This window comes from Rhabdothermincola sp., from assembly GCF_036846205.1.
Classification (GTDB): domain Bacteria; phylum Actinomycetota; class Acidimicrobiia; order Acidimicrobiales; family Acidimicrobilacustridaceae; genus Rhabdothermincola.
Map to the genome: position 1 here is coordinate 26,406 of NZ_DAIUCK010000009.1, position 20,700 is coordinate 47,105.

Sequence of the window (20,700 nt, forward strand, 5' to 3'; positions counted from 1 at the left end):
TCAGGAGGCGGCACCGTTCCCGGCACGTGTGCCGGCGATCTCGTCCATACGCACCGTCCAGCCGTCGACGACAACCACACCATCGGCAAGGTTGATGTCCTCGACCGGTCCGCTGATGGTCTTCCCCGAACGCAAGACGATCGTGGCCGAGCCGCTCGTGCTCTTGGCCAGCTGCAACTGCTCCGTGATCGTCGCCATGGAACCTGCCTCCGCACTCCTCTCAACGGGCCGACAACCCGTCGCATCGCCGCCGACATGCTAGGCCGCGGGCTTGCGGCGATCAGGCGGCCGCTGCGCGGCCGCCCCCGGGACGACCCGCTCACGGTGGCCCTTCGATGCGCATCGCCGTGGTCGCGGCGAGCTGCAGGTCAGGGACCAGCCGACCGACCACCGGCACATCGGTGGGCTCGCGGAATCGCACCTCGACATCGACCCGGTCGCCAACCACCCGGATGTCGACGTCGAGCCGACCCGGGTCCAGCCCACCGGCCCGCTCGGCACCTCGGCGGGCGGCCGTCAGCCGGTCGGCATCGGTGACCGCGGCGCTGCGGGCCCCCTCACGAGCCGCGTGGACGACCAGCACCTGTCGGTACCCGACCACCACGACCTGAGCCACCGCGAGCGCCAACACCGCGACGAGGGGGAGGAGCAGCGCCAGCTCGACCGTGGCCTGGCCCTGCTCCCCCCTCCTCGGCCTGCTCACGTGACGCGCCCCACGATCTGGTCGAGCACGAAGTCGAGCAACTTGCCGATGCGGTTGGTCTTGGTGGCCCACCCGACCAACAGCAAGGCGACTGCCGCCGCCCCGAGCAACACCAGGGCGTACTCGGCCGTTGTCTGACCTTCGTCGCGCCGTCGCGGCCCGACGAGCATCACCTGGAACCGAACGAACAACTGGAGCATGGGAACTCTCCCCTTTCCGATCCGAGCCTGGGCCCGGTTCGACCAGAGGGCACGCTGGTCGGCGTGCCGAGCGACCCGCCGCGCTCAGATCGACAGCGAGCGCAGGGTCCCCGCTAACAGGGGCACCACGGTGAGGAGCCCGAACGCAGGGAGGATGCACAGCACCAGGGGGAAGAGGAGCTGGACGGGCAGGCGGCGGGCACGCTCCTGGGCAGCCCGGCGACGGATGTCGCGCGCCTCCGCGGCCACCCCCCTCAGCGGCTCCGCCAGACGGGAACCGTCCCGCACGGACGACGACAACGCGAGGTGCAAGGGCAGCACGGGATCGCCGAGCATCCGGAGCACCTCCAGTGCATCAGCCAGCGGGACGCCGAGCCGCATCAGACGCACGACCTCCGCGAGCACGATCCGGTAAAGCCCGTCGACGCGGTCGCTCACCGCACTCACGGCCTGGCCCACCGTCAGCCCGGCACCGGCAGCGAGCCGGAACAGGTCGACCACGTCGGGGAGCCCGTCGACGACCTCGCGCTCGCGCCGCCGCTGCTCGTGGCGGGCCCGCAGCAGCGGTACCGCCCAGGCCGCGGATCCGGCGATGGGCCCCGCCAACGGATGGACCAAGGCGGCTGCTCCACCGGCCAGTACCGCGGCACCGAGGCGACGGGCGGCGCCCTCGTCGTCCCGCCGGCCCACGAGTCGCCTCAGCATCGCCCCCAGCGAGGTGGTTGCGCTCGCCCAACATCCGGCCGCTCGCGCCACCGCTCTCCTCTCCTGCGGAGTCCACCGGGGTCGGAGCTCCCGGACGCGTGCTGGTCGCCGAGCGGGCACCACACCACGGAGCACCAGCGCGGCCGTGCAACCCACCAGCAACCCGAGGGCCGCAGCCCTCATGCAGACGCGCTCCGGACGAGCCGAGCCATCCACCACCCGCCAGCGGCCTCAAGGGTCAGGCCGCTCACCAGGCACAACAACCCCAGCGGCGATCCGACGAGGAACCCGGCGACGCGCCCATCGGTTGCTGCTCCCACTGCGGCGAACGCCGCCGGAGCGGCGGCCATCACCACGGCCGACGCCCTGGCCTGGGTGGCCAGCGCCCGTGCCTCGCGACCGGCTGCGAGACGATCACGGAGCGTCGCGCTGATGCCGTCGAGCAACATGCCCGGCGGGCCACCGAGCTCAGCGACGAGGGACAGCGCGCGGCAGACCAGCTGCCGGGCCTCACTGGGGGAATCACCGGCGAAACGATCGATCGACTCCGCCACGGTTCGCCCCTCCGAGAGATCACGGGCGAGGACGGCCACGTCGGAGCCGAGCGGTGTGTCCCGAACGGCTCGAACGGCGAGGCACAGCCCCTGTCCGAGCGACGCACCTGAGCGAACGGCGCGAGCCGCGGCCTCGATCCAGTCGGGGAGCGCCCGGTCTGCTGCAACGAGCCGGCGCCGCCGGCCCGCTCGCGAGGCGAGTGATGCAACGAGCATCCCAGACCAGGCGAAGGGCCCGCCGGAGGGGCGACCCCGGAGCCCCGCCTCGTCGAGCCGCCCCAATGCTCGCGCCCGGGCGATGCCCCGAGCGGCCCCCTCGATCGTGACCACGGGCAGCACCACCGAACCGGCAGCGAGCACTCCCGCCATCAACGCGGCGCTCACGCACCCACCCAGCCCGGATCGGGCGATGGAGCATCGCCTCGCGCCGGCCGGCGTGGCAGCGCCTCCAGGCGCCCGGATCGCATGAGGGGCCTGGTGCCGATCGTGCCGTCGGTCGCCGGTCTCGAAGCGAGCTCGTCAAGCGCGACCACGGCCCGGCGGCCACCTGGCCGGCGGGCCACCTGCACGACGAGGTCGAGAGCCGAGGCGATCTGCTCGCGAACCGCGGCGAGCGGCAGTGCCACATCGCTCATCAACACCAGCGTCTCGAGCCGCCGGACCGCGTCGGCGGGGCTGTTGGCGTGGCACGTCGACAGCGAACCGTCGTGGCCCGTGTTCATGGCCTGCAGCATGTCGAGCGCCTCCCCACCGCGGATCTCCCCCACCACCAGGCGATCAGGACGCATGCGCAACGCGCTCCGCACCAGGTCCCGGATGCGCACCTCACCAACACCCTCGGCATTCGCTGGACGGGACTCGAGACGAACCACGTGCGGGCCCGGCAGACGGAGCTCCGCCGCGTCCTCGACCGTGATCACCCGTTCGGCGCGAGGCACGTACGCAGCCAGCGCGTTGAGCAGGGTGGTCTTACCCGCCCCTGCACCCCCCGCGACCAGGATGTTCAGCCGAGCGCCGACAGCCCACCGAAGCAGGCTTGCCACACCCGGGCCGCAGATCTCGTGCAGCTCGATCCGGCGGGCGCCGAAGCGCCTGATCGTGAGGCACGGCCCGTCCACCGCGAGGGGGCGGATGATGGCGTGCACCCGGGAACCGTCGGCGAGGCGGGCGTCGGCTACCGGGTTCGACCGGTCGACGTGCAAGCCCAGCGGTGACACCACCCTCTCAATCAACAGCAGCACCGTCGGTTCATCGAGTCGCAGCCCGGTGTCGAGCAGCTCACCGTGACGCTCGACCCAGACCGCGCCGCCGCCGTTGACCATCACCTCGGAGATACCTGAATCGGCCAAGATGGGCTCGAGCGGTCCGAGCCCCCGGATGCGCGCTTCGACCCGCTCGACCGCCCGCTCGAGCACCCGACCCGGCAGCAGCGGGGCGGCATCACGGGCCAGCGCCCGCAGCTCACCTCGATGGGCGCTCGTGAGATCCCGGCCATGATCCGCGAGCAAGCGCCCGTGCACGACATCATCGACGGCCTTCATGCTGCATGCCTCAATGCCCGTTCGAGCCCGCGGGGCAGGCGGCTCGCCAGCAAGCCGGCGTCGACGGCTCTCGCCACCGCGGGGTCGTAGGGCACCCTCGCCACCACGGGCACACCGAGGACATCCTCGACGTCCGCGGTCGACAGCGCTCTGCCCGGCTCGTCGACCACCACCAGCGCGGATGGCTGGAGGGGTGAGGCCACGGCACGGCGCAAGGCGAGGTAGCAGGGTCGAGTCACAAGGAGCGAATGGATCGATGAGGCGGCCAGCACGCGGGTGACCTCCAGGTCGAGCGGACCGCAGTCGATCACGACGGCCCGGCGATCCGCCGCGAGCACGGCCGCGAGTACCTCCGCTCGATCAGGGCGGCCGAGCGGGCCGTCGCCACGGGCGATCAGGGCCAAACCAGGGGCAACGCCGCGCTCGATGCGGGCCAGACCGTCTGCGGGGACCTCGGAGCCGGCTGCCAGCCAGTCAGCCAGCCCGGGACCATCCGGCTCCGGAATGCCGAGCACCGCAGGCGCATCACCGCGCGTGTCGACGAACAGGACACCGTCGGGCCGGTGGCGGGCCAGCACCAACGCGAGCGACACCGCCACCACCGTCGTACCCGAGCCGCCCTTGGCGGACCAGCAGGACACGAACATCTCGACCCTCCCCGAGACGCGAGCACAGACGCCAGCAGGGGGGAAGCCCTGCGTACCTTACCGACAGCGGGTGTAGCGGACAAGGGTCCGAGACGTGACGAACGACATCGCGGGTTCTCGAGGCCCAACGCGACGGCCAGCGGCGGCGACCCTATGCTCGCCCCGGTGGAGGCGGCGTTCTTCGACCTGGACAAGACCGTCATCGCGAAGGCGTCGATGGTGGCCTTCGGCCCGCCGCTGCTGCGAGCGGGCATGATCTCCCGATTGCTCCTGGCCCGTGCGCTCTGGAGTCAGCTGGTGTTCCAGACCCTCGGGGCGGACGAGGAGCGCATGCGCAGGTTCCGGGAATCGGCCCTGCGGATCACCAAAGGTTGGGATCAGGCTCGAGTCAGCGCCCTGGTGCGCGAGACGCTCGCCGATGTCATCGAGCCCATCGTCTACGACGAAGCGCTCGCGCTCATCGCGGAACATCGGGCGGCCGGCCGAAGGGTGTTCATCGTGTCGGCGTCACCGGAGGAGATCGTGGCGCCGCTGGCGGTGTACCTCGGCGTGGACGAGGCGATCGCAAGCCGGGCCCGGCTCGACGAGCACGGGCGGTACACCGGCGAGGTCGAGTTCTACTCCTACGGTCCGTACAAGGCCGAGGCCATGCGCCGGATCGCGGAGCTGGAGGGCATCGACCTCGACCGCAGCTTCGCCTACTCGGATTCCATCACGGATCTGCCGATGCTCGAAGCCGTCGGGCACCCCGTCGCGGTGAACCCTGACCGGGAGTTGGCGCGCGTCGCGCGACAGCGGGGCTGGGAGATGCGGCAGTTCCGGATCGGGGTTCCACTGCGCGAACGAGTGCCCATGCCCCCGCCACGCATTGCCGTGCTCGTCGCGGGCTCCACCGTGACCGCGGCCGCGGTGGCCAGCGCCGTGTGGTGGTTGCTACGGCGACGGCCAGCGCCTCCCCCGCCCACCGGGGCAGCCCGGGTGCGAGCCGGAGCCGAGCGTGCGCTCGCGCCGCTGCTCGCTCGGAGGTTCAGGACTCCTGGAGCTTCTTCACCGCGAAAGCGGCGAGCGCGACCACGACGATGAGGACGAGCAGCTTCTTCATGGCCTCAGCTTAGGGTCTGTCCCGAGCTCGTGCAGCGGCCAGCCGCTCCTCGAGCCCGGCTGCGCTCAGACCGCGAGCAGGTCGCGCGCACCGGTGTCGCTCGAGGGGTGGCGCAACTTCGACATGGCCCGGGCTTCGATCTGGCGGATGCGCTCGCGGGTCAGGTTGAAGTGCTCGCCGACCTCTTCCAGCGTACGAGGCTCGCCGCGATCGAGCCCGAACCGCAGCTTGAGGATCTCACGCTCGCGCTCGTCGAGCGGGCTCAGCAGCCGGGTGATCTCCTCCGGCAGCAACGCGGTGGCGGCAACCTCGAAGGGCGACTCCGCGGATCGGTCTTCGACCACGTCGCCCAGCTCGGCATCGCCGTCTTCACGCAGTGGCTCGGAGAGCGAGAGCGGCTCAGCGGCGAAGCGCAGCGCCTCGGTGACCTTGTCCTCGGGCATCTCGACCTCGGCCGACAGCTCCGCGAGCGTGGCCGGCCGCCCGAGCTTGAGCTCGAGCCGAGCACGTGCCTTCTGGAGACGAGCCAAGGTGTCGCCTGCGTGCACGGGCAGCCGGATGGTCCGACCGGTGTTCGCGATGCCGCGGGTGATCGCCTGGCGGATCCACCACGTGGCGTACGTGGAGAACTTGAAGCCCTTCCGCCAGTCGAACTTCTCGACCGCGTGCATCAGGCCGAGGTTGCCCTCCTGGATCAGATCGAGGAGGGGCAGGCCAGAGGCCTGGTACTTCTTGGCGATCGAGACGACCAGGCGGAGGTTGGACTGCACGAACGTGCGCTCGGCCTCCTCGCCCTCGCGCAGGAGGCGGCGCAGCTCGCGCTTGCGGGCCGGGGTGAGGTCCTTGCCGCCGGCCTCGAGATCGGCCCGGGCGGCGTTGCCGGCCTCGATCGCCTGTGCCAAGCGAACCTCGTCGTCCTTGGTGAGCAACGGGTACTGACCGATGTCAGTGAGGTAGAGTCGGACGAGGTCTTCTTCGTCGCGCTCGACACGCTCTTTGGGCAACGTGCACCTCTCGTTCAGCGGCCACTGGCCGGGCGGGCAGACCTGACTGACCTGGCCGGACGGTCCGTGGCAAGCGATATGTCTGACGCCGTGCCCGGGCCGGGGCTCTCCCTACGATACCGAGGTGGTCAAGAGGCCCAACCCGACTCGGCGTGCCGGTCTTTCCTAGGTTCGGTCAAGTTTCCGTGGTCTTGAGCCTTCAGGAACGCTTTTTCACCAGGAGAGACCACCATCGCCATCCAGTTTCGGCGCCCTTCCGGTGGCAGCGTTGCGGGCGGAGAGACCGACAACCGGAGAGGTCAGGCCCCGACGACGGAGGAACGCGCCTCGGCGGAGCAGCGCTCGATGTCTCCCCACACCAGGTTGCCTGACTCCCACAGGTGCTCGAAGGCCCGATCGACCTCGTCACTGAAGCCATGTCGGGTCCGGAAGGCGTAGAGCCAGCGCTGGCGTTGCGCCGGATGACCGAGCCGCTCGAGGCGGCCCGCGGCGTTCACATCCCAGGCGACACGCAGCTGGAGAGACAGCTCATCGTCCGGCGGCGGGTCACCGAAGGCCGGATCGAGCAGATCCCGGACCTGGAACAGGAGGCGGCCCAGCGCCCGGGTCGCCGCCTGCGGGCTGAACGCCCGCAGGCGCTTCGAGTCCTCCAAGGCGCCCCCTTGCACGTCGAGCACCACCGGTTCGATCGACCGGATGCGGGCCCGACCGAGCGGCACCGACTCGTCGACGTCGACCGCGATCGGGAGGTGGTCCGGTAAGCCGATCTCACGGGCCAACTGTTCCACGATGGCACCGATGTCACCGGCGTCGAACGACACCATCGTGAACCTCTCCGGGGAGACGGCGACCGCAGGCATCGTCAACCGGTGGTCTCGGCCAGCGTGCTCGCAGCCTGGACCCGGCTCTCGAACACCCGGCGAGCCTCGTGCGACAGCTCGGCGATCTCGTCGATCTCCTGCTGATCGAACCCCGCCAACTCCCGGAACCGCCGCGCCAGACGAATGGGGCTGTCGTCCTCCTCCCCACGAAACCCGCCCAGGGAGAACAGCTTGTCGACCGTGCGCTGGAACTCGAGTGCCTGCTCACGCCGATCGGGATCGTCCGCGGTCAGCCGGCGCAGCCAGTTCGAGCCCATCTTCACGTGCGTGACCTCGTCGGCGAGCATCCAGTCCTCGCAGAACTCGAGCACCGGGTCCCCGGCCACCTGGGCGAACTCGCGCATGGTGTTGAACACGTCGATCGCCAGCCCTTCGAGCGCCCGGTTCACCCCCGTCAGGCGCAGCACCGGATCCGGCGCACAGGCAGCCTGGTACAGGAACACCCCTTCGCCGAACTCACCGATCTCGGTACCCATCCATTCGCCGAGCTTCACGGAGATCTCGCAGTGGCGGGCCTCGTCCCAACACTGCCTGGCCATGTCGAGCTTGAGCTCGAAGGGCACCTCGTCGGTTCGCGCCGCGCTCCCATCGTTGCTCGTGGCCACCTCGAAGTCGAAGCACGTGCGGCCGGCGCCTTCGAGGGCCTGCAGCTCGCCGACGAAGATCCCGTGCATGAGCGCCCGTGCCCGATCCGGGGCGTCGGGTACCTCGGGGGTGAGTCGTTGCGAGCCGCGGCGACGGCCACCGCGGCTGGCAGTCCGCGGATCGTTGATCTGGTCGACGATGTCGCTGCGCACGAACCGGCGGTCGCGAGCGAGCTCCTGAGCAGGCAGGTGCTTCTTCACGACGTGACCTCCTCCGTGGACTCGACCGAGCCGATCGACCCCGGGCCGGCGATCCCCCCGGCACTGAGCAGCAGCGTCTGCAGTCTCGCCTGGTGCGCAGCCGCGCGCTCGACCTCGGCCGGGGTCTCGATGAGCGACTGCAGCAACATCTCACCGTCACGCCAGTCTTCGAACTCATCCTGCAGGATGAACCTGAGCGAGCGGATGGTGGGCGCGTCGGTGATGGTCGAGGTGTTGTTCAGATGGAAGGTGTACGCAGCGATCTTGGCGGGGATCAGCACCCGGTACACGCCGACCAGCTTCTCGATGGTCTCGCCCGGCGCTTCCGGCTCACTCATCGCGTCCACGAATGCCACCAACTCGTCGTTGGGTGGCACGGTGAGGCGGTCCGGGTTCATCTCGCGCAGCTCGGGCAGCCGCTTGTGCCAGAGCTCCGCGTGCCACGCATGGTGGTAGCAGTGGGTGCCGAGGCGCAGCTTCACGTCGAGCTCGGGAACCGTGGCCACCCAGCCGCCCAACACCTCGAACAGCCGCATCTCGATCCACTTGTAGTGACCGATTCGCTTGGCCGACTCCTCGACGCCGAACAGGCCCGGCAGCTCCCGCCGATCCCATGGTGCGAATGCCGCCCTCGGCTTGTCCGGATCGGCCACACGTCCCCCTTGTGTGAGTCCGTGCGATCGGCTGGCTACGACCGCTGCTCGAAGCGAGTGTACTGATCCGATCAGCCGCGGTACCCGTTGGTGATCGGCAGGCGGCGATCCTTCCCGAACGCCTTGGTGGTGACCCGTACCCCTGGTGGCGCCTGGCGGCGCTTGTACTCGGCGAGGTCGACGAGCCGGACGACCCGTCGGACGAGCTGCGGGTCGAACCCGAGCTCGATCAGCTCCCCGGCCGTGCGGTCGTGCTCGATGTAGGCCGCAAGGATCGGATCGAGCTGGTCGTACGGCGGCAGGCTGTCGGTGTCGAGCTGGTCCGGTCGCAACTCGGCCGACGGCGGCTTGTCGATCACCGTCTGAGGGATGAGTTCCCGGCCGGCTCGACGGTTCAGGTCGCGGCAGAGCTCGAACACCCAGGTCTTGGGGACGTCCTTGATGACCGCGAACCCACCGGCCATGTCGCCATACAGCGTGGCGTACCCCACCGCCATCTCGCTCTTGTTGCCCGTCGTGAGCACCAACCATCCGAACTTGTTGGACAGAGCCATCAGGAGGGTGCCCCGGATCCGTGGCTGGATGTTCTCCTCGGTGGTGTCCGCCGGTCGTTCACCGAACGATGGGGCGAGCATCTGGAGGAAGGCCTCGAACGCCGGCTCGATGACGATGGTGCGGTGCTCGATGCCGAGGTTGGCGCAGAGCTGCTCGGCGTCGCTGATCGAGTGGGCAGAGGAGTAGCGCGACGGCATGAGCACACCGTGCACCCGATCGGGGCCGAGCGCGTCCACCGCCACCGCGGCGACGAGCGACGAGTCGATGCCCCCCGACAGGCCGAGTACCACTTCGCGGAAGCCGTTCTTCCGGACGTAGTCCCGGGTGCCGGCCACCAGCGCCCCGTAGACCTCCGCCCACCGTTCGAGCGGCTCGGCCGGCACCGCGACCAGTACCGGACCGGTGGCGGCGGATTCCCGAGTGACCATCTCGATCGGGAGCGCCGCCTCCGGCCATGGCCGGCTCGGCACCTCGAGATCGGTGATGAACAGCTCCTCGGTGTACTGGCCGGCCCGGGTGACGACCTCCCCGTCGTTGGTCACGACGAAGGACGCACCGTCGAAGACCAGCTCGTCCTGGCCACCGACCATGTTCACGTAGACGATGGGGCAGTCGGCCTCATCAGCCCGAGATGCGAGCATCTCCTCCCGCTGGCGCACCTTGCCGGCGTGGTACGGCGAACCGTTCACGTTGACGATCAGCTCCGCGCCGCCCCGGCTGAGCTGTGCGATCGGCCCGCCCGGCGCCCACGCGTCCTCGCAGATCGACACCCCCACCCGCACCCCGCCGATCTCGTAGAGCCGGAGTGGCTCACGACCCTCCTCGAAGTAGCGCTGCTCGTCGAACACCGCGTAGTTGGGTAGACGCCGCTTGCGGTACACACCCCGGATCCGGCCACCGGCACAGACGGCGACCGCGTTGTAGAGGCTCTCCGGGTCACGGTCGACGAAGCCGATCACCGCTGCGCAGCGCCCGACCCGGGGCACGATGCGGTGGAGGGCTTCGAGGTTGTCCTCGACGAAGCCCGGCTTGAGCAGCAGGTCCTCTGGCGGGTAGCCCGTGAGCGCCAGCTCGGGGAAGGCGATCAGGTCGCACCCGTCGGTCTCGGCCGACTGGATCCACTCGACGATCCGCTCGGCGTTGCCATCAAGGTCGCCGACTACGACGTTGAGTTGAGCGCAGGCGATGCGGACCCGTCGCATGAGCAGCCAGGCTACCGGTGGCCTCTCCCGCCTAGCCTGGCCCCGGTGTCGCGCACGCCAGCGTCGAAGCCGGGACGGATCGGCCACATGGGGTTCGACGACGAGATCGAGCGGTCGGCCGCGCCCGTGTTCGTGCGAGCCGCGCTGGAGCGCATGGTGGAGGCCGACCCCGACCTCCTCGACCGGCTGCGCGAGGACGACCGGATGCGCCGGTCGCTGCTGGCGGTGGTGGCCGCCAGCCGCTCACTGACCAGGCTCCTCGAAGGGCACCCTGACGCACGGGGGATTCTCGCCGATCTCGACGCGCGACCTCCGGTCGACAACGCCACCGTCGAGCACCTCGTCCACTGGAAGCATCTCGAGTACCTGCGCATCGCCGCTCGCGACCTCACCGGCCTCGACGACCTGGAAGCGACCGGCCAGGCGCTGACCCGGCTGGCGATCGACGTGCTCGAGTCGGCCTGCGCGATGAGCCTCGCCGAAGGGTTGGCGGTCATCGGCATGGGCAAGCTCGGCGGCCAGGAGCTCAACTACTCGAGCGACATCGACGTGGTCTTCGTGAGCGAGGGTCGCCGGGAGGACATCGAGCCGTTGGCCCGCCAGGTCATGGGCATCGCCAAGCAGTGCTTCCGGGTCGACGCCAACCTCCGTCCCGAGGGCCGTGACGGCCCGCTGGTGCGCAGCATCGACTCCTACGAGGCCTACTGGGACCGGTGGGCCGAGCCGTGGGAGTTCCAGGCACTGCTCAAGGCCATGCCGGTGGCCGGCGACGCGGCCCTGGGCCGACGCTGGCACGACACCGCGCAACGATGGCTGTGGTCACGCCCCTTCAGCGCCGACGACCTGCGCTCGCTGCGAACCATGAAGCGGCGCGCCGAGGCCGAGGTCACCAAGCGAGGCCTGGCCGATCGGGAGATCAAGCGCGGCCCGGGCGGCATCCGTGACATCGAGTTCACCGTGCAGCTCCTCCAACTGGTCCACGGCCATTCCGACCCCGCGCTTCGCTCCCCCAACACCCTCGCCACGCTCCGCGAGCTGGCCGCGGCGGACTACATCGGCGACGACGACGCCAACCTGCTCGGGCAGTCGTACCGCTTCTACCGGGCGGTCGAGCACCGCCTGCAGCTCGTCGACGATCAACAGGTCCACACCCTTCCCACCAACGAGGCTGCGGTGGACCAGCTCGCCCGGGTCTTGGGATACCGCGACTCGGTGGAGGGGACCGCCGTCGAGCGGCTCCGCTCGGAGCTGCGCCGGCGCCAGGTCACCGTCCGCTCGATCCACGAGCGCATCTACTTCCGCCCCCTGCTCGAGGCGTTCGCGGGCGCCACCGAGGCGATGAGCCCCGAGGCCGCGGTGGAACGGCTCACCGCGTTCGGCTTCACCGACGCGAAGCGCACCCAGGCCGCGGTGCGCGAGTTGACCCGTGGCCTCAACCGCTCGAGTCGGCTCATGCAGCAGCTCCTCCCGTTGCTGCTCGACTGGCTCTCGACGTCGCCCGACCCGGACCTCGGCCTGCTCATGCTGCGGAACCTCTTCGGCACCGCCGAGCGCACCCGCCTACTGGTCGAAGCCTTCCGCGACTCGGCCGAGGTGGCGCAACGCCTCTGCACCCTGGTGGGCACGAGCCGGCTGCTCGGCGACACCATCGCCCACAACCCCGACCTGGTGGCCCGGCTGCCCTACGAGGAACGGCTCCTCACCCTTCCCCGCGACCAGCTGGTGGCGAGTGCGCGCGCCGCGATCGCCTGGCGGGGGGAGCTCGCCGATCGGCAGGAAGCGCTCCGGCGCTGGAAGGATCGCCACCTGCTCGGCATCGCGGCCCGCGACATCTTCGGGCACGCGTCGCTCGAGACGGTGGGTGAGGATCTGACCCGGCTGGCGGAGGCGACCCTCGAAGCCGCCCTCGCCAGCCTCGACCCCCGGGTGCCGTTCGCGGTGATCGGTATGGGCCGGTTCGGAGGGGCGGAGCTGTCGTACCCGAGCGATCTCGACGTGCTGTTCGTCTACGAGGGCACGTCGACGACCGCGACCGAGGAGGCAAGCCGGGTCGCCACCAGGCTGGTGCGCTTCGTCGGTGGCTCCACCCCCGCCGAGCGCATCTTCGAGGTCGACGCCGACCTCCGACCCGAGGGCAAGCAGGGGCCCCTCGCCCGCAGCTTCGACGGCTTCCTGTCCTATTGGCGTGACTACGCGCAGACCTGGGAACGGCAGGCGATGGTCCGGGCCCGACCCGTGGCCGGCGATCGCGACCTCGCCGAGCGGCTGCTCGGCGCGCTGGAGCCGCGGGTGTGGGGCACCGGCCTCACACCCGACGAGGTGCTGGAGATCCGCCGCATGAAAGCTCGGGTGGAGAACGAGCGGATCCCGCCGGGTGAAGACCCGCTGTTCCACCTCAAGCTCGGCCGAGGGTCGCTGTCGGACGTGGAGTTCACCGCCCAGATGCTCCAGCTTCGCTCCGGCGTGCGCGCCACCGGCACCCTGCCCGCGCTCGCCGCGCTCGAACGAGCCGACGTGCTCGACGGCTCCGATGCCGACGTGCTCGCCGAGGCGTACCGCTACTGCGGCGAGGTGCGCAACCGCTGGTTCCTGGTGAACAGCGCGCCGAGCGACTCCCTGCCCACCCAGCCGGAGCCGTTGCGCTGGCTGGCCCGCTCACTCGACACCACCCCGACCGAGCTGCGTGAGCGCTACCGGCGGGTGACCCGCCGAGCTCGCCGGGTCGTGGAGCGGGTGTTCTACGGGCAGCAGGGGTGACGGCGCCGTCTCAGGCGTAGGTGCGGATCAGACGAAGCACGTCCGGGCCATCAGGGCCGGCAGCCGTGAGTGACGTGTCCTCCGGACGGAGGCGCCTACCCGCGACCCGGCAGAGCTCGAAGGCATCGCCGGTCACCGTCGTCGCGGGGGTGCCGTCGGAGAACGACCAGATCTCCCCCGACGGGCCGGTGAGGATCAGCGCGACCGGACCCGAGAGCTGCTGACCCGCGCGGGCGAAGGCGTACGGGAGGGTGCGCCAGGCGAGACGGGCGATGTGCCAGAGCCGGTCGGTCGGCGGCAGGGCCACGCCGAGGGCGTCGGCGACGTCACCGGTGTGGATCCAGGTCTCCGCCAACCGGGTGGAGACGAGGGTCCGGGCGGACAGCTCGCCCGCCACCCACTGCACCCGGGTCGACAGGTCGGTGTGCTCGATGGCGTCGGCCAGCGCGGCCACCGAGGCGCGATGACGCTCGAAGATGGCGGAGGGGCCGATGTCCCGCTCGTTCGCCACCATGGCCGCGGCACCGTCGTCGATCGAGGTGGACGGCGGTAGCCCGTCGGTGAGGCGCGCCAGGGCCGCGTCGAACTGGCCTCGCAGGCTCCCCGCCGCCAACTCGTCGGTCTGCGCCAGGTGGAGCACCACATCGGCGACATCCCACCCCTCACATGGAGACGGCCGCGACCAGTCCGCCTCGCTCAGGTGGTCGACGAGCGACTCCAGCTCCGCCTGCTGCTGCCTCAGCGCGGTCACCACGTCGGTGCGCTCGCTCATCGCTCCACGGCTCTCACCTAGGGTGACACCAGCAGCAGCACCCCGACGCCGGAGACCAGCGCCCCGGCGGCCACCCTCAGGGCCGAGGCCTTCCGCAGCTGCAGGCCGATCCCCACACCGCTGAGGTGCAGCAACGCCGTGGAGGTCACGAACCCGGCGACGTAGCCGAGGGCTGCCGCGCCCTCCGGTAGCTCGGAGCCGTGGGCGTGCCCGTGCAGCGCGCCGAACGCCGCGGCCACGAGGGGCAGCCAGAGCCCGGAGCCTTCGGATCTGACGGCGATCAGGCCTCCCAGCGCCACCAACGACGCCGCGATCGCGAGCTCGGTGAACGGGGCCGCGATCCCCACGATTCCTGCCACGCCACCCACGACCATGCCGGCCAGGAAACCCGCCGGCGTCAGCCAGGCGATCCGCCGATCGGGGGTGAGCGCGGCGAGCACGCCCACGGCGACCATGGCCAACAGATGGTCGGCCCCGGTCAAGGGATGGGTCAGTCCGTCGGCGACCCCGTGCGTGGACAGACCGGTGTGGGCGGCCGCCGGCGAGGCGACGAGCACGCCTGCGGCGACGACCCCGGCGATCCCCGCCACGGCGTGCCGGAGGAGCGGGCGCGACTCGGAGCGGTACGTCATGGGAGCACCCTAGCGAGTCCTCCGGCCCGGGCCCGGGGATCAGGATCCCGTCGGCGGCCTGCTCGGCGGGGGGTCACGGCTCCCGCCGCGCCCTCCCGGTTCGAGTCGACCCGTCAGCCCGTGAAGCGAGGTAGGGCCACCCGAGCTGCGGCCGGCTGGGCGGTGGTGGAGGTCGACGCGGGAGCGGTGGTGGTCGTGGTGGGGGCCGAGGTCGTGGTGGTCGAGGTGGATGTCGTGGTGGTCGGCGGATCGGGCTGGGTCACCTGCAGCTCCCAGGTGCCCCCAGGCTGGGCGAAGGTGTCGTCGATGATCACGACGTAGTAGTCGGTGCCCGCGGTGAACTCGAAACTGAGGTTGATGGGATTCGTGTTGCTCGCCGCCACGCAGGTCGGGACAGGGTCGTCCGGGTCGAAGCTGCCTTCCATGACGTACAGGGCGATCTCCGCCGTCGACGGGTACTGCACGAAGGTGTACGTCCCACCGACCGCGTTCGTGAACGGGATGACCTCGTAGTGCACGCTGATGGGGGTGGTGCCGCCGGTGCAGTTCGGCGTCAAGATGAGGGGCACGACGGGCATCGTCGGATCGCTGTTGTCGAGCACACCGCTGTAGGTGTTGACGGCAGCGCCAGCTGAGCTGGCCAGCCCGACCCCAGACGCGGCGAGAACGATCAGAACGGCCATCGCCGCGAGGCTTCGCTTCATCGGATTCTCTTTTCTCCCAGCACCCGGGGCGGACCCGGCTCGCACGAGCCTAGGCGATGGATCCGAGATCGGCAGCACGGCCGGTACCGACCGACACCGAAGCCATCACCGACCAGCTCGTCGCCACGAGCCCGGACGGGTACGTTGGCGTCCCTTCCCGGACGGACCACAGGCGGACCAAGGCGGCCGCGGACCCACGCAGATCAGCGGCTGCCCTCCTCAGATGTCGTAGTAGAGGGCGAACTCGTAGGGGTGCGGGCGCAGGCGGATGGCGTCGATCTCGTTGCGGCGCTTGTACTCGATCCAGGTCTCGATCAGGTCGTCGGTGAACACCCCGCCCACCTTCAGGAAGTCCTGGTCGTTCTCCAGCGCTCGCAGTGCCTCATCGAGCGATGCCGGCACCTGCGGCACCTTCGCCAGCTCTTCGGGCGGCAGGTCGTAGAGGTCCTTGTCGACCGGCGCGGGGGGCTCGATGCGGTTCTGGATGCCGTCGAGGCCGGCGAGCAGCATCGCCGAGAACGCCAGGTACGGGTTCGCCGTGCTGTCGGGGCAGCGGAACTCGATGCGCTTGGCCTTGGGGCTCTGCGACGCCAGCGGGATACGGCAGGCAGCCGAGCGGTTGCGCTGGCTGTACACGAGATTGACCGGGGCCTCGTAGCCGGGCACCAGGCGCTTGAAGCTGTTCGTGGTCGGATTCGTGAACGCGATCACCGCGTGTGCATGGTGCAGGAGCCCACCGATGTACCAGCGGGCGATGTCTGACAGCCCCGCGTAACCCGCCTCGTCGTAGAACAGCGGCTCGCCGCCCTTCCACAGCGACTGGTGGGTGTGCATGCCCGAGCCGTTGTCCTCGAACAGCGGCTTCGGCATGAATGTCAGCGACTTGCCCGCCTGCCAGGCGACCCCTTTCAGCACGTACTTGAAGGTCATCAGCTGATCGGCCTGGTCGAGCAAGGTGGAGAACCGTATGCCGATCTCACCTTGGCCGCCGCTCGCCACCTCATGATGGTGCAGCTCGGTCTCGATCCCCACCTCGTGGAGGGTGGCTGCCATCTCCGAGCGCAGGTCCTGGTAGTGATCGGTCGGCGGCACCGGGAAGTAACCCTGCTTGGTGCGGGGCTTGTAGCCGAGGTTGCCGGGCAGCTCGTCGGCACCGGTGTTCCAGATGCCCTCCACGGAGTCGACGAAGTAGTAGGACTCGTTGGCCCTCGTGTCGAAGCGAACGTCGTCGAACACGAAGAACTCGGACTCGGGACCGAAGTACGCGGTGTCGGCGATACCGGTCGAGCGCAGGTAGGCCTCGGCCTTCTGAGCGACGTAGCGCGGATCGCGCGAGTAACTCTCGCCGGTGACGGGGTCGGCCACGAAGCAGTGGATGACCGCCGTCTTGCGCTTCATGAACGGGTCGACATAGCACGTGTTCGGATCCGCGATGAGCACCATGTCGGATTCCTGGATCTCCTGGAACCCGCGGATCGACGACCCGTCGAAGCCGTGGCCTTCGGTGAAGTGGCTCTCACCGAGCAGCCGAGCTGGGATGGTGACGTGCTGCATGATCCCGGGCAGGTCCGAGAACCGGAAGTCGACGAACTCGCATCCCTCGCTCTCGACCAGCGCGAGGACCTCATCGGGAGTGCGTTCCTGCACGGCAGCTTCCTTTCCTCAGCTCGCTCAGCGCGTTGACCGCTCAGCGCGTGACCACCGCCGGCATCGCACCGGCGCCAGCCCCGTGCACGGCACGGGACGGAAGGACACTAGCGGCCCCTCCCCACCCACGCCGCCGGGGTGCCGGAGGGGCCGCCGAGGATCCGCCGATCCAGATCGATGAGCGGCGGGCGTGGCGAACGTCAGCTCGCCAGCGCGCCGCAGCAGGTCTCGACGATGAGGCGGGTCACCGTGTACGGATCGCAGTTGGCGTTGGGGCGGCGATCCTCGATGTAGCCCTTGCCCTCCTTCTCCACCTGCCAGGGGATACGCACCGAGGCGCCCCGGTCGGACACGCCGTAGCTGAACTCGGTCCACGGCGCGGTCTCATGCAGGCCCGTCAGCCGCCGCTCGACACCCGCGCCGTAGTTCTCGATGTGCTCCGTGGCGTTCTTCCCCAGCGCCTCGCAGGCGGTGATGATCGCGTCATAGCTCTCGCGCATCTTGTTGGTGGAGAAGTTCGTGTGGGCGCCGGCGCCGTTCCAGTCACCCGGCATCGGCTTGGGGTCGATGGTGACCGCGACGTCGAAGTCCTCGGCGATGCGGTACAGCAGCCACCGCGCCACGTACAGCTCGTCGGCCACCTGAGGCGGGGCGACCGGCCCGATCTGGAACTCCCACTGGCCCATCATCACCTCGGCGTTCGTCCCCGAGATGTGCAGGCCCGCGTCCATGCACGCCTTGGTGTGGGCCTCGACGATGTCGCGCCCCCAGATCTCGTCCGCGCCCACACCGCAGTAATACGGGCCCTGCGGACCGGGGAACCCGCCCTGCGGCCAGCCCAGCGGGCGCCCGTCCTTCAGGAAGGTGTACTCCTGTTCGATGCCGAACAGCGGCTCCTGATCCGCGTACTTCTCGGCCGCCGCGGCGCAGGCCGCCCGGGTGTTGGTGGGGTGCGGGGTGAAGTCCGTCAGCAGCACCTCGCACATCACCAGCTTGTCGTCGCCGCCTCGGATGGGGTCCGGGCAGACGAACACGGGGCGCAGCACGCAGTCCGACGCATTGCCCGGGGCCTGGTTCGTGCTCGAGCCGTCGAAGCCCCAGATGCCGGGCTCCTCCCCGCTGGGGATGATCTTGGTCTTCGAGCGCAGCAGCGGTGTGGGCTCGGTGCCGTCGATCCAGATGTACTCAGCCCTGTAACTCACGAGGTCTCCTACTCACAGATCCGGTCGGCGTTCCACGGTCCCAGCGCAGCCGACATTGATTCGGGACGGTTCACCCACGCAATCGTGCGGGGTGCGAGCAGGTTCGCAACACGCTGTTTCCCGGCCTTTTCCCGAATGTGAACGCTATGTGAACACGGAAGCGGCCCGGCCGGGCACCGCACGGCCCGTGTAAACATGCGGCCATGGAACGCCAGCAGGACTACGTGCTCCGAACGGTGGAAGAGCGTGGGGTACGGCTCATCCGCCTGTGGTTCACCGACGTGCTCGGCCAGCTCAAGTCGGTCGCCATCTCCCCCGCAGAACTCGAGAACGCCTTCGACGAGGGCATGCACTTCGACGGCTCCGCCATCGACGGCTTCAGCCGGGTGCAGGAGAGCGACGTGCTCGCCAGACCCGACCCGAACACCTTCGAGCTGCTTCCCTGGGGGGACCGCGAGGACGTCTCCGCCCGCATGTTCTGCGACATCCTGAACCACGACGGCACGCCGTTCGAAGGCGACCCCCGCCAGGTGCTCAAGCGCAACCTCGACCGGGCCCGGGAGAAGGGCTTCTCGTTCATGGTCGCCCCGGAGATGGAGTTCTTCTACTTCGAGGACGGCGACCCCTCCCACCTCCCGCGCCCACTCGATTCCGGCTCCTACTTCGACCTCACCACCGCCGACGTGGCCAGCGACCTGCGCAAGCGCACCCTGCAGGTGCTGGAGGCGATGGGCATCCCGGTCGAGTACTCGTTCCACGAGGACGCTCCCAGCCAGCACGAGATCGACCTGCGCTACACCGATGCGCTGAGCATGGCCGACAACGTCATGACGTTCCGGCTCGTGGTCCGCGAGATCGCCCTCGAGCAGGGGGCGTACGCGACCTTCATGCCCAAGCCCCTCGCAGGGGTGCAGGGGTCGGGCATGCACACCCACATGTCGCTGTTCGAAGGTGATCGCAACGCCTTCCACGAGCCCGGCGACCAGTACGGCCTGTCGAAGGTGGCCCGGGGATTCATCGCCGGGTTGCTGCATCACGCCGGGGAGATCACCGCGGTGACCAACCAGATCGTGAACTCCTACAAGCGCCTCATCGTCGGCTACGAGGCGCCGGTGTACGTCACCTGGGCTCGCAACAACCGCTCAGCGCTGGTCCGGGTGCCTGTCACCAAGCGAGGCAAGGAGTCCTCGACCCGGATCGAGTACCGCGCCCCCGATCCCGCCTGCAACCCCTACCTGGCGTTCTCGGTGATCCTCGCGGCCGGCCTGCGGGGCATCGAAGGGGGCTACGAGCTCCCGCCGGAGTCGTCGGCCAACGTCTTCGAGCTGACCCCCGAGGAGCGGGCCGCCGAAGGGATCGAGCCACTCCCGCAGTCCCTCTCCGACGCGCTCGACCTCATGGAGGGGTCCGAGCTGGTGGCCGAGGCGCTGGGCGAGCACATCTTCGAGTGGTTCCTGCGGAACAAGCGGGCCGAGTGGTTCGCGTACAAGTCCCAGGTGACCCAATTCGAGCTGGATCGGTACCTGCCCAACCTCTGACGGCGACCGATGGAACCGCTGTTGCTCTTCCCGGACCCACCGCCGCCCGAACTCGCCCAGGCCCTTGACCTCAGCGGCTACCCGTGGAAGTCGGTCGGGGACGAGAGCGGCATCACCCGTCACGAGCCCCACGACGGTTGGGCAGGAGCGATCGTGTGCGCTGACCGGGACCCGGAGGGCGCGTTCGCCGTGTGCCGGGCGTTGCGCAAGCGGGACGTGCCCCTCGAGCCGGTGCTGCTGCTGATCAGCGGCACCCAGCTCACCGACCTGGAGCTGCGCGACGATCTCTTCGACGACTTCTGCCTCACGCCGTTCCATCCACGAGAGCTGGAAGCCCGACTCAAGCACCTGTTCTGGCGTACCGGGCGTGGCACCCGGCCCGAGCTGGTCGAGTACGCCGGGCTGGTGCTCAACCTGGAGACCTACCAGGCCGCGATCGACGGCCGGCCGCTCGATCTCACCTACATGGAGTACGAGCTGCTCAAGTTCCTCGCCTCCCACCCCGGCAAGGTCTTCACCCGTGAGACGTTGCTGTCACGGGTCTGGGGCTACGAGTACTACGGCGGGGCGCGAACCGTCGACGTCCACATCCGTCGGCTCCGAGCCAAGCTCGGGGAGGAGCACGCTGGCCTCATCCAGACCGTCCGCTCGGTCGGGTACCGCTTCGGTCAGAGCCGCTGGAGCGTCTGACCCTCCGCTGACGACCCCTTCGCACTCCTTCGCGCCCTCCCCCTCACTCCGCAACTGTTCACCGGCACGCGGTCACCGACCGCGGATCCATGAACAGTTCGGCAGGAGGAGCGCAACTGTTCACCGGCACGCGGTCACCGACCGCGGATCCATGAACAGTTCGGCA

General features: G+C 69.7%; 21 protein-coding genes. 4 read left to right on the forward strand and 17 right to left on the reverse strand.

Annotation, left to right across the window (positions count from 1 at the left end):
- From V7004_RS02630 to V7004_RS02660, 7 genes are all read right to left on the reverse strand, one after another.
- Complete coding sequence (locus tag V7004_RS02630; protein ID WP_334141882.1) at positions 1-198, reverse strand: hypothetical protein; 198 nt, start codon at positions 196-198, stop codon at positions 1-3.
- 121 nt (positions 199-319) lie between these two features.
- Positions 320-703, reverse strand: a complete 384-nt coding sequence (locus V7004_RS02635) for a TadE/TadG family type IV pilus assembly protein (RefSeq protein ID WP_334141886.1) — start codon at positions 701-703, stop codon at positions 320-322.
- Positions 700-903 (reverse strand): DUF4244 domain-containing protein, encoded by a 204-nt coding sequence (locus V7004_RS02640; RefSeq protein WP_334141889.1) that lies wholly within the window; start codon positions 901-903, stop codon positions 700-702. The genes V7004_RS02635 and V7004_RS02640 overlap by 4 nt, the downstream gene beginning before the upstream one ends.
- A gap of 84 nt (positions 904-987) precedes the next feature.
- The gene (locus tag V7004_RS02645) at positions 988-1,608 is read right to left on the reverse strand and encodes a type II secretion system F family protein (protein WP_334141891.1); all 621 of its coding nucleotides are present in this window, start codon (positions 1,606-1,608) and stop codon (positions 988-990) included.
- A 179-nt stretch (positions 1,609-1,787) separates the two neighbouring features.
- Positions 1,788-2,546, reverse strand: coding sequence for a type II secretion system F family protein (locus V7004_RS02650; RefSeq protein WP_334141893.1), 759 nt, complete (start codon positions 2,544-2,546; stop codon positions 1,788-1,790).
- Positions 2,543-3,703, reverse strand: a complete 1,161-nt coding sequence (locus V7004_RS02655) for a CpaF family protein (RefSeq protein ID WP_334141895.1) — start codon at positions 3,701-3,703, stop codon at positions 2,543-2,545. Before V7004_RS02655 ends, V7004_RS02650 begins: the two co-directional genes overlap by 4 nt.
- Positions 3,700-4,350 (reverse strand): hypothetical protein, encoded by a 651-nt coding sequence (locus V7004_RS02660; protein ID WP_334141896.1) that lies wholly within the window; start codon positions 4,348-4,350, stop codon positions 3,700-3,702. The genes V7004_RS02655 and V7004_RS02660 overlap by 4 nt, the downstream gene beginning before the upstream one ends.
- Positions 4,351-4,515: 165 nt before the next feature.
- On the opposite strand from V7004_RS02660, the gene V7004_RS02665 reads away from it, so the two are divergent.
- Positions 4,516-5,433 carry an HAD family hydrolase gene (locus V7004_RS02665; protein WP_334141897.1) on the forward strand — a complete coding sequence of 306 codons (918 nt, stop codon included), beginning with the start codon at positions 4,516-4,518 and terminating at the stop codon, positions 5,431-5,433.
- A gap of 84 nt (positions 5,434-5,517) precedes the next feature.
- On the opposite strand, the gene V7004_RS02670 is transcribed toward V7004_RS02665, so the two are convergent.
- From V7004_RS02670 to V7004_RS02690, 5 genes are all read right to left on the reverse strand, one after another.
- Positions 5,518-6,456 carry a sigma-70 family RNA polymerase sigma factor gene (locus V7004_RS02670; RefSeq protein WP_208027560.1) on the reverse strand — a complete coding sequence of 313 codons (939 nt, stop codon included), beginning with the start codon at positions 6,454-6,456 and terminating at the stop codon, positions 5,518-5,520.
- Positions 6,457-6,755: 299 nt separating this feature from the next.
- On the reverse strand, positions 6,756-7,280 hold the full coding sequence (locus tag V7004_RS02675; protein ID WP_334141901.1) for a hypothetical protein: 525 nt from the start codon (positions 7,278-7,280) through the stop codon (positions 6,756-6,758).
- A gap of 38 nt (positions 7,281-7,318) precedes the next feature.
- Positions 7,319-8,182 (reverse strand): DUF455 family protein, encoded by an 864-nt coding sequence (locus V7004_RS02680; RefSeq protein ID WP_334141903.1) that lies wholly within the window; start codon positions 8,180-8,182, stop codon positions 7,319-7,321.
- Complete coding sequence (locus V7004_RS02685) at positions 8,179-8,835, reverse strand: hypothetical protein (RefSeq protein WP_334141905.1); 657 nt, start codon at positions 8,833-8,835, stop codon at positions 8,179-8,181. Before V7004_RS02685 ends, V7004_RS02680 begins: the two co-directional genes overlap by 4 nt.
- A 71-nt stretch (positions 8,836-8,906) precedes the next feature.
- Positions 8,907-10,592 carry an NAD+ synthase gene (locus tag V7004_RS02690; RefSeq protein ID WP_334141908.1) on the reverse strand — a complete coding sequence of 562 codons (1,686 nt, stop codon included), beginning with the start codon at positions 10,590-10,592 and terminating at the stop codon, positions 8,907-8,909.
- 45 nt (positions 10,593-10,637) lie between these two features.
- Between V7004_RS02690 and V7004_RS02695 the strand changes: the two genes are divergently transcribed.
- Entirely contained in the window at positions 10,638-13,349 is a 2,712-nt protein-coding gene (locus V7004_RS02695; protein WP_334141910.1) for a bifunctional [glutamine synthetase] adenylyltransferase/[glutamine synthetase]-adenylyl-L-tyrosine phosphorylase, read from the forward strand.
- A 10-nt stretch (positions 13,350-13,359) separates the two neighbouring features.
- Here the strand turns inward: V7004_RS02695 and V7004_RS02700 are convergent, their stop codons facing one another.
- From V7004_RS02700 to glnII, 5 genes are all read right to left on the reverse strand, one after another.
- Positions 13,360-14,121, reverse strand: coding sequence for a maleylpyruvate isomerase family mycothiol-dependent enzyme (locus V7004_RS02700; protein WP_334141912.1), 762 nt, complete (start codon positions 14,119-14,121; stop codon positions 13,360-13,362).
- Positions 14,122-14,138: 17 nt separating this feature from the next.
- Positions 14,139-14,753: a HupE/UreJ family protein gene (locus V7004_RS02705; RefSeq protein WP_334141914.1), complete on the reverse strand. Its 615-nt coding sequence runs from the start codon at positions 14,751-14,753 to the stop codon at positions 14,139-14,141.
- Between the two features lie 113 nt (positions 14,754-14,866).
- Complete coding sequence (locus V7004_RS02710; protein ID WP_334141916.1) at positions 14,867-15,457, reverse strand: hypothetical protein; 591 nt, start codon at positions 15,455-15,457, stop codon at positions 14,867-14,869.
- A gap of 219 nt (positions 15,458-15,676) precedes the next feature.
- Entirely contained in the window at positions 15,677-17,104 is a 1,428-nt protein-coding gene (glnA, locus tag V7004_RS02715) for a type I glutamate--ammonia ligase (protein WP_334141918.1), read from the reverse strand.
- 200 nt (positions 17,105-17,304) lie between these two features.
- Positions 17,305-18,306 (reverse strand): glutamine synthetase GlnII, encoded by a 1,002-nt coding sequence (glnII, locus tag V7004_RS02720; protein WP_334141920.1) that lies wholly within the window; start codon positions 18,304-18,306, stop codon positions 17,305-17,307.
- 203 nt (positions 18,307-18,509) lie between these two features.
- Between glnII and V7004_RS02725 the strand changes: the two genes are divergently transcribed.
- Both V7004_RS02725 and V7004_RS02730 read left to right on the forward strand, forming a co-directional pair.
- Complete coding sequence (locus tag V7004_RS02725; protein ID WP_334141922.1) at positions 18,510-19,844, forward strand: glutamine synthetase family protein; 1,335 nt, start codon at positions 18,510-18,512, stop codon at positions 19,842-19,844.
- Between the two features lie 9 nt (positions 19,845-19,853).
- Positions 19,854-20,534: a response regulator transcription factor gene (locus tag V7004_RS02730; RefSeq protein ID WP_334141925.1), complete on the forward strand. Its 681-nt coding sequence runs from the start codon at positions 19,854-19,856 to the stop codon at positions 20,532-20,534.
- Positions 20,535-20,700 lie beyond the last annotated feature (166 nt).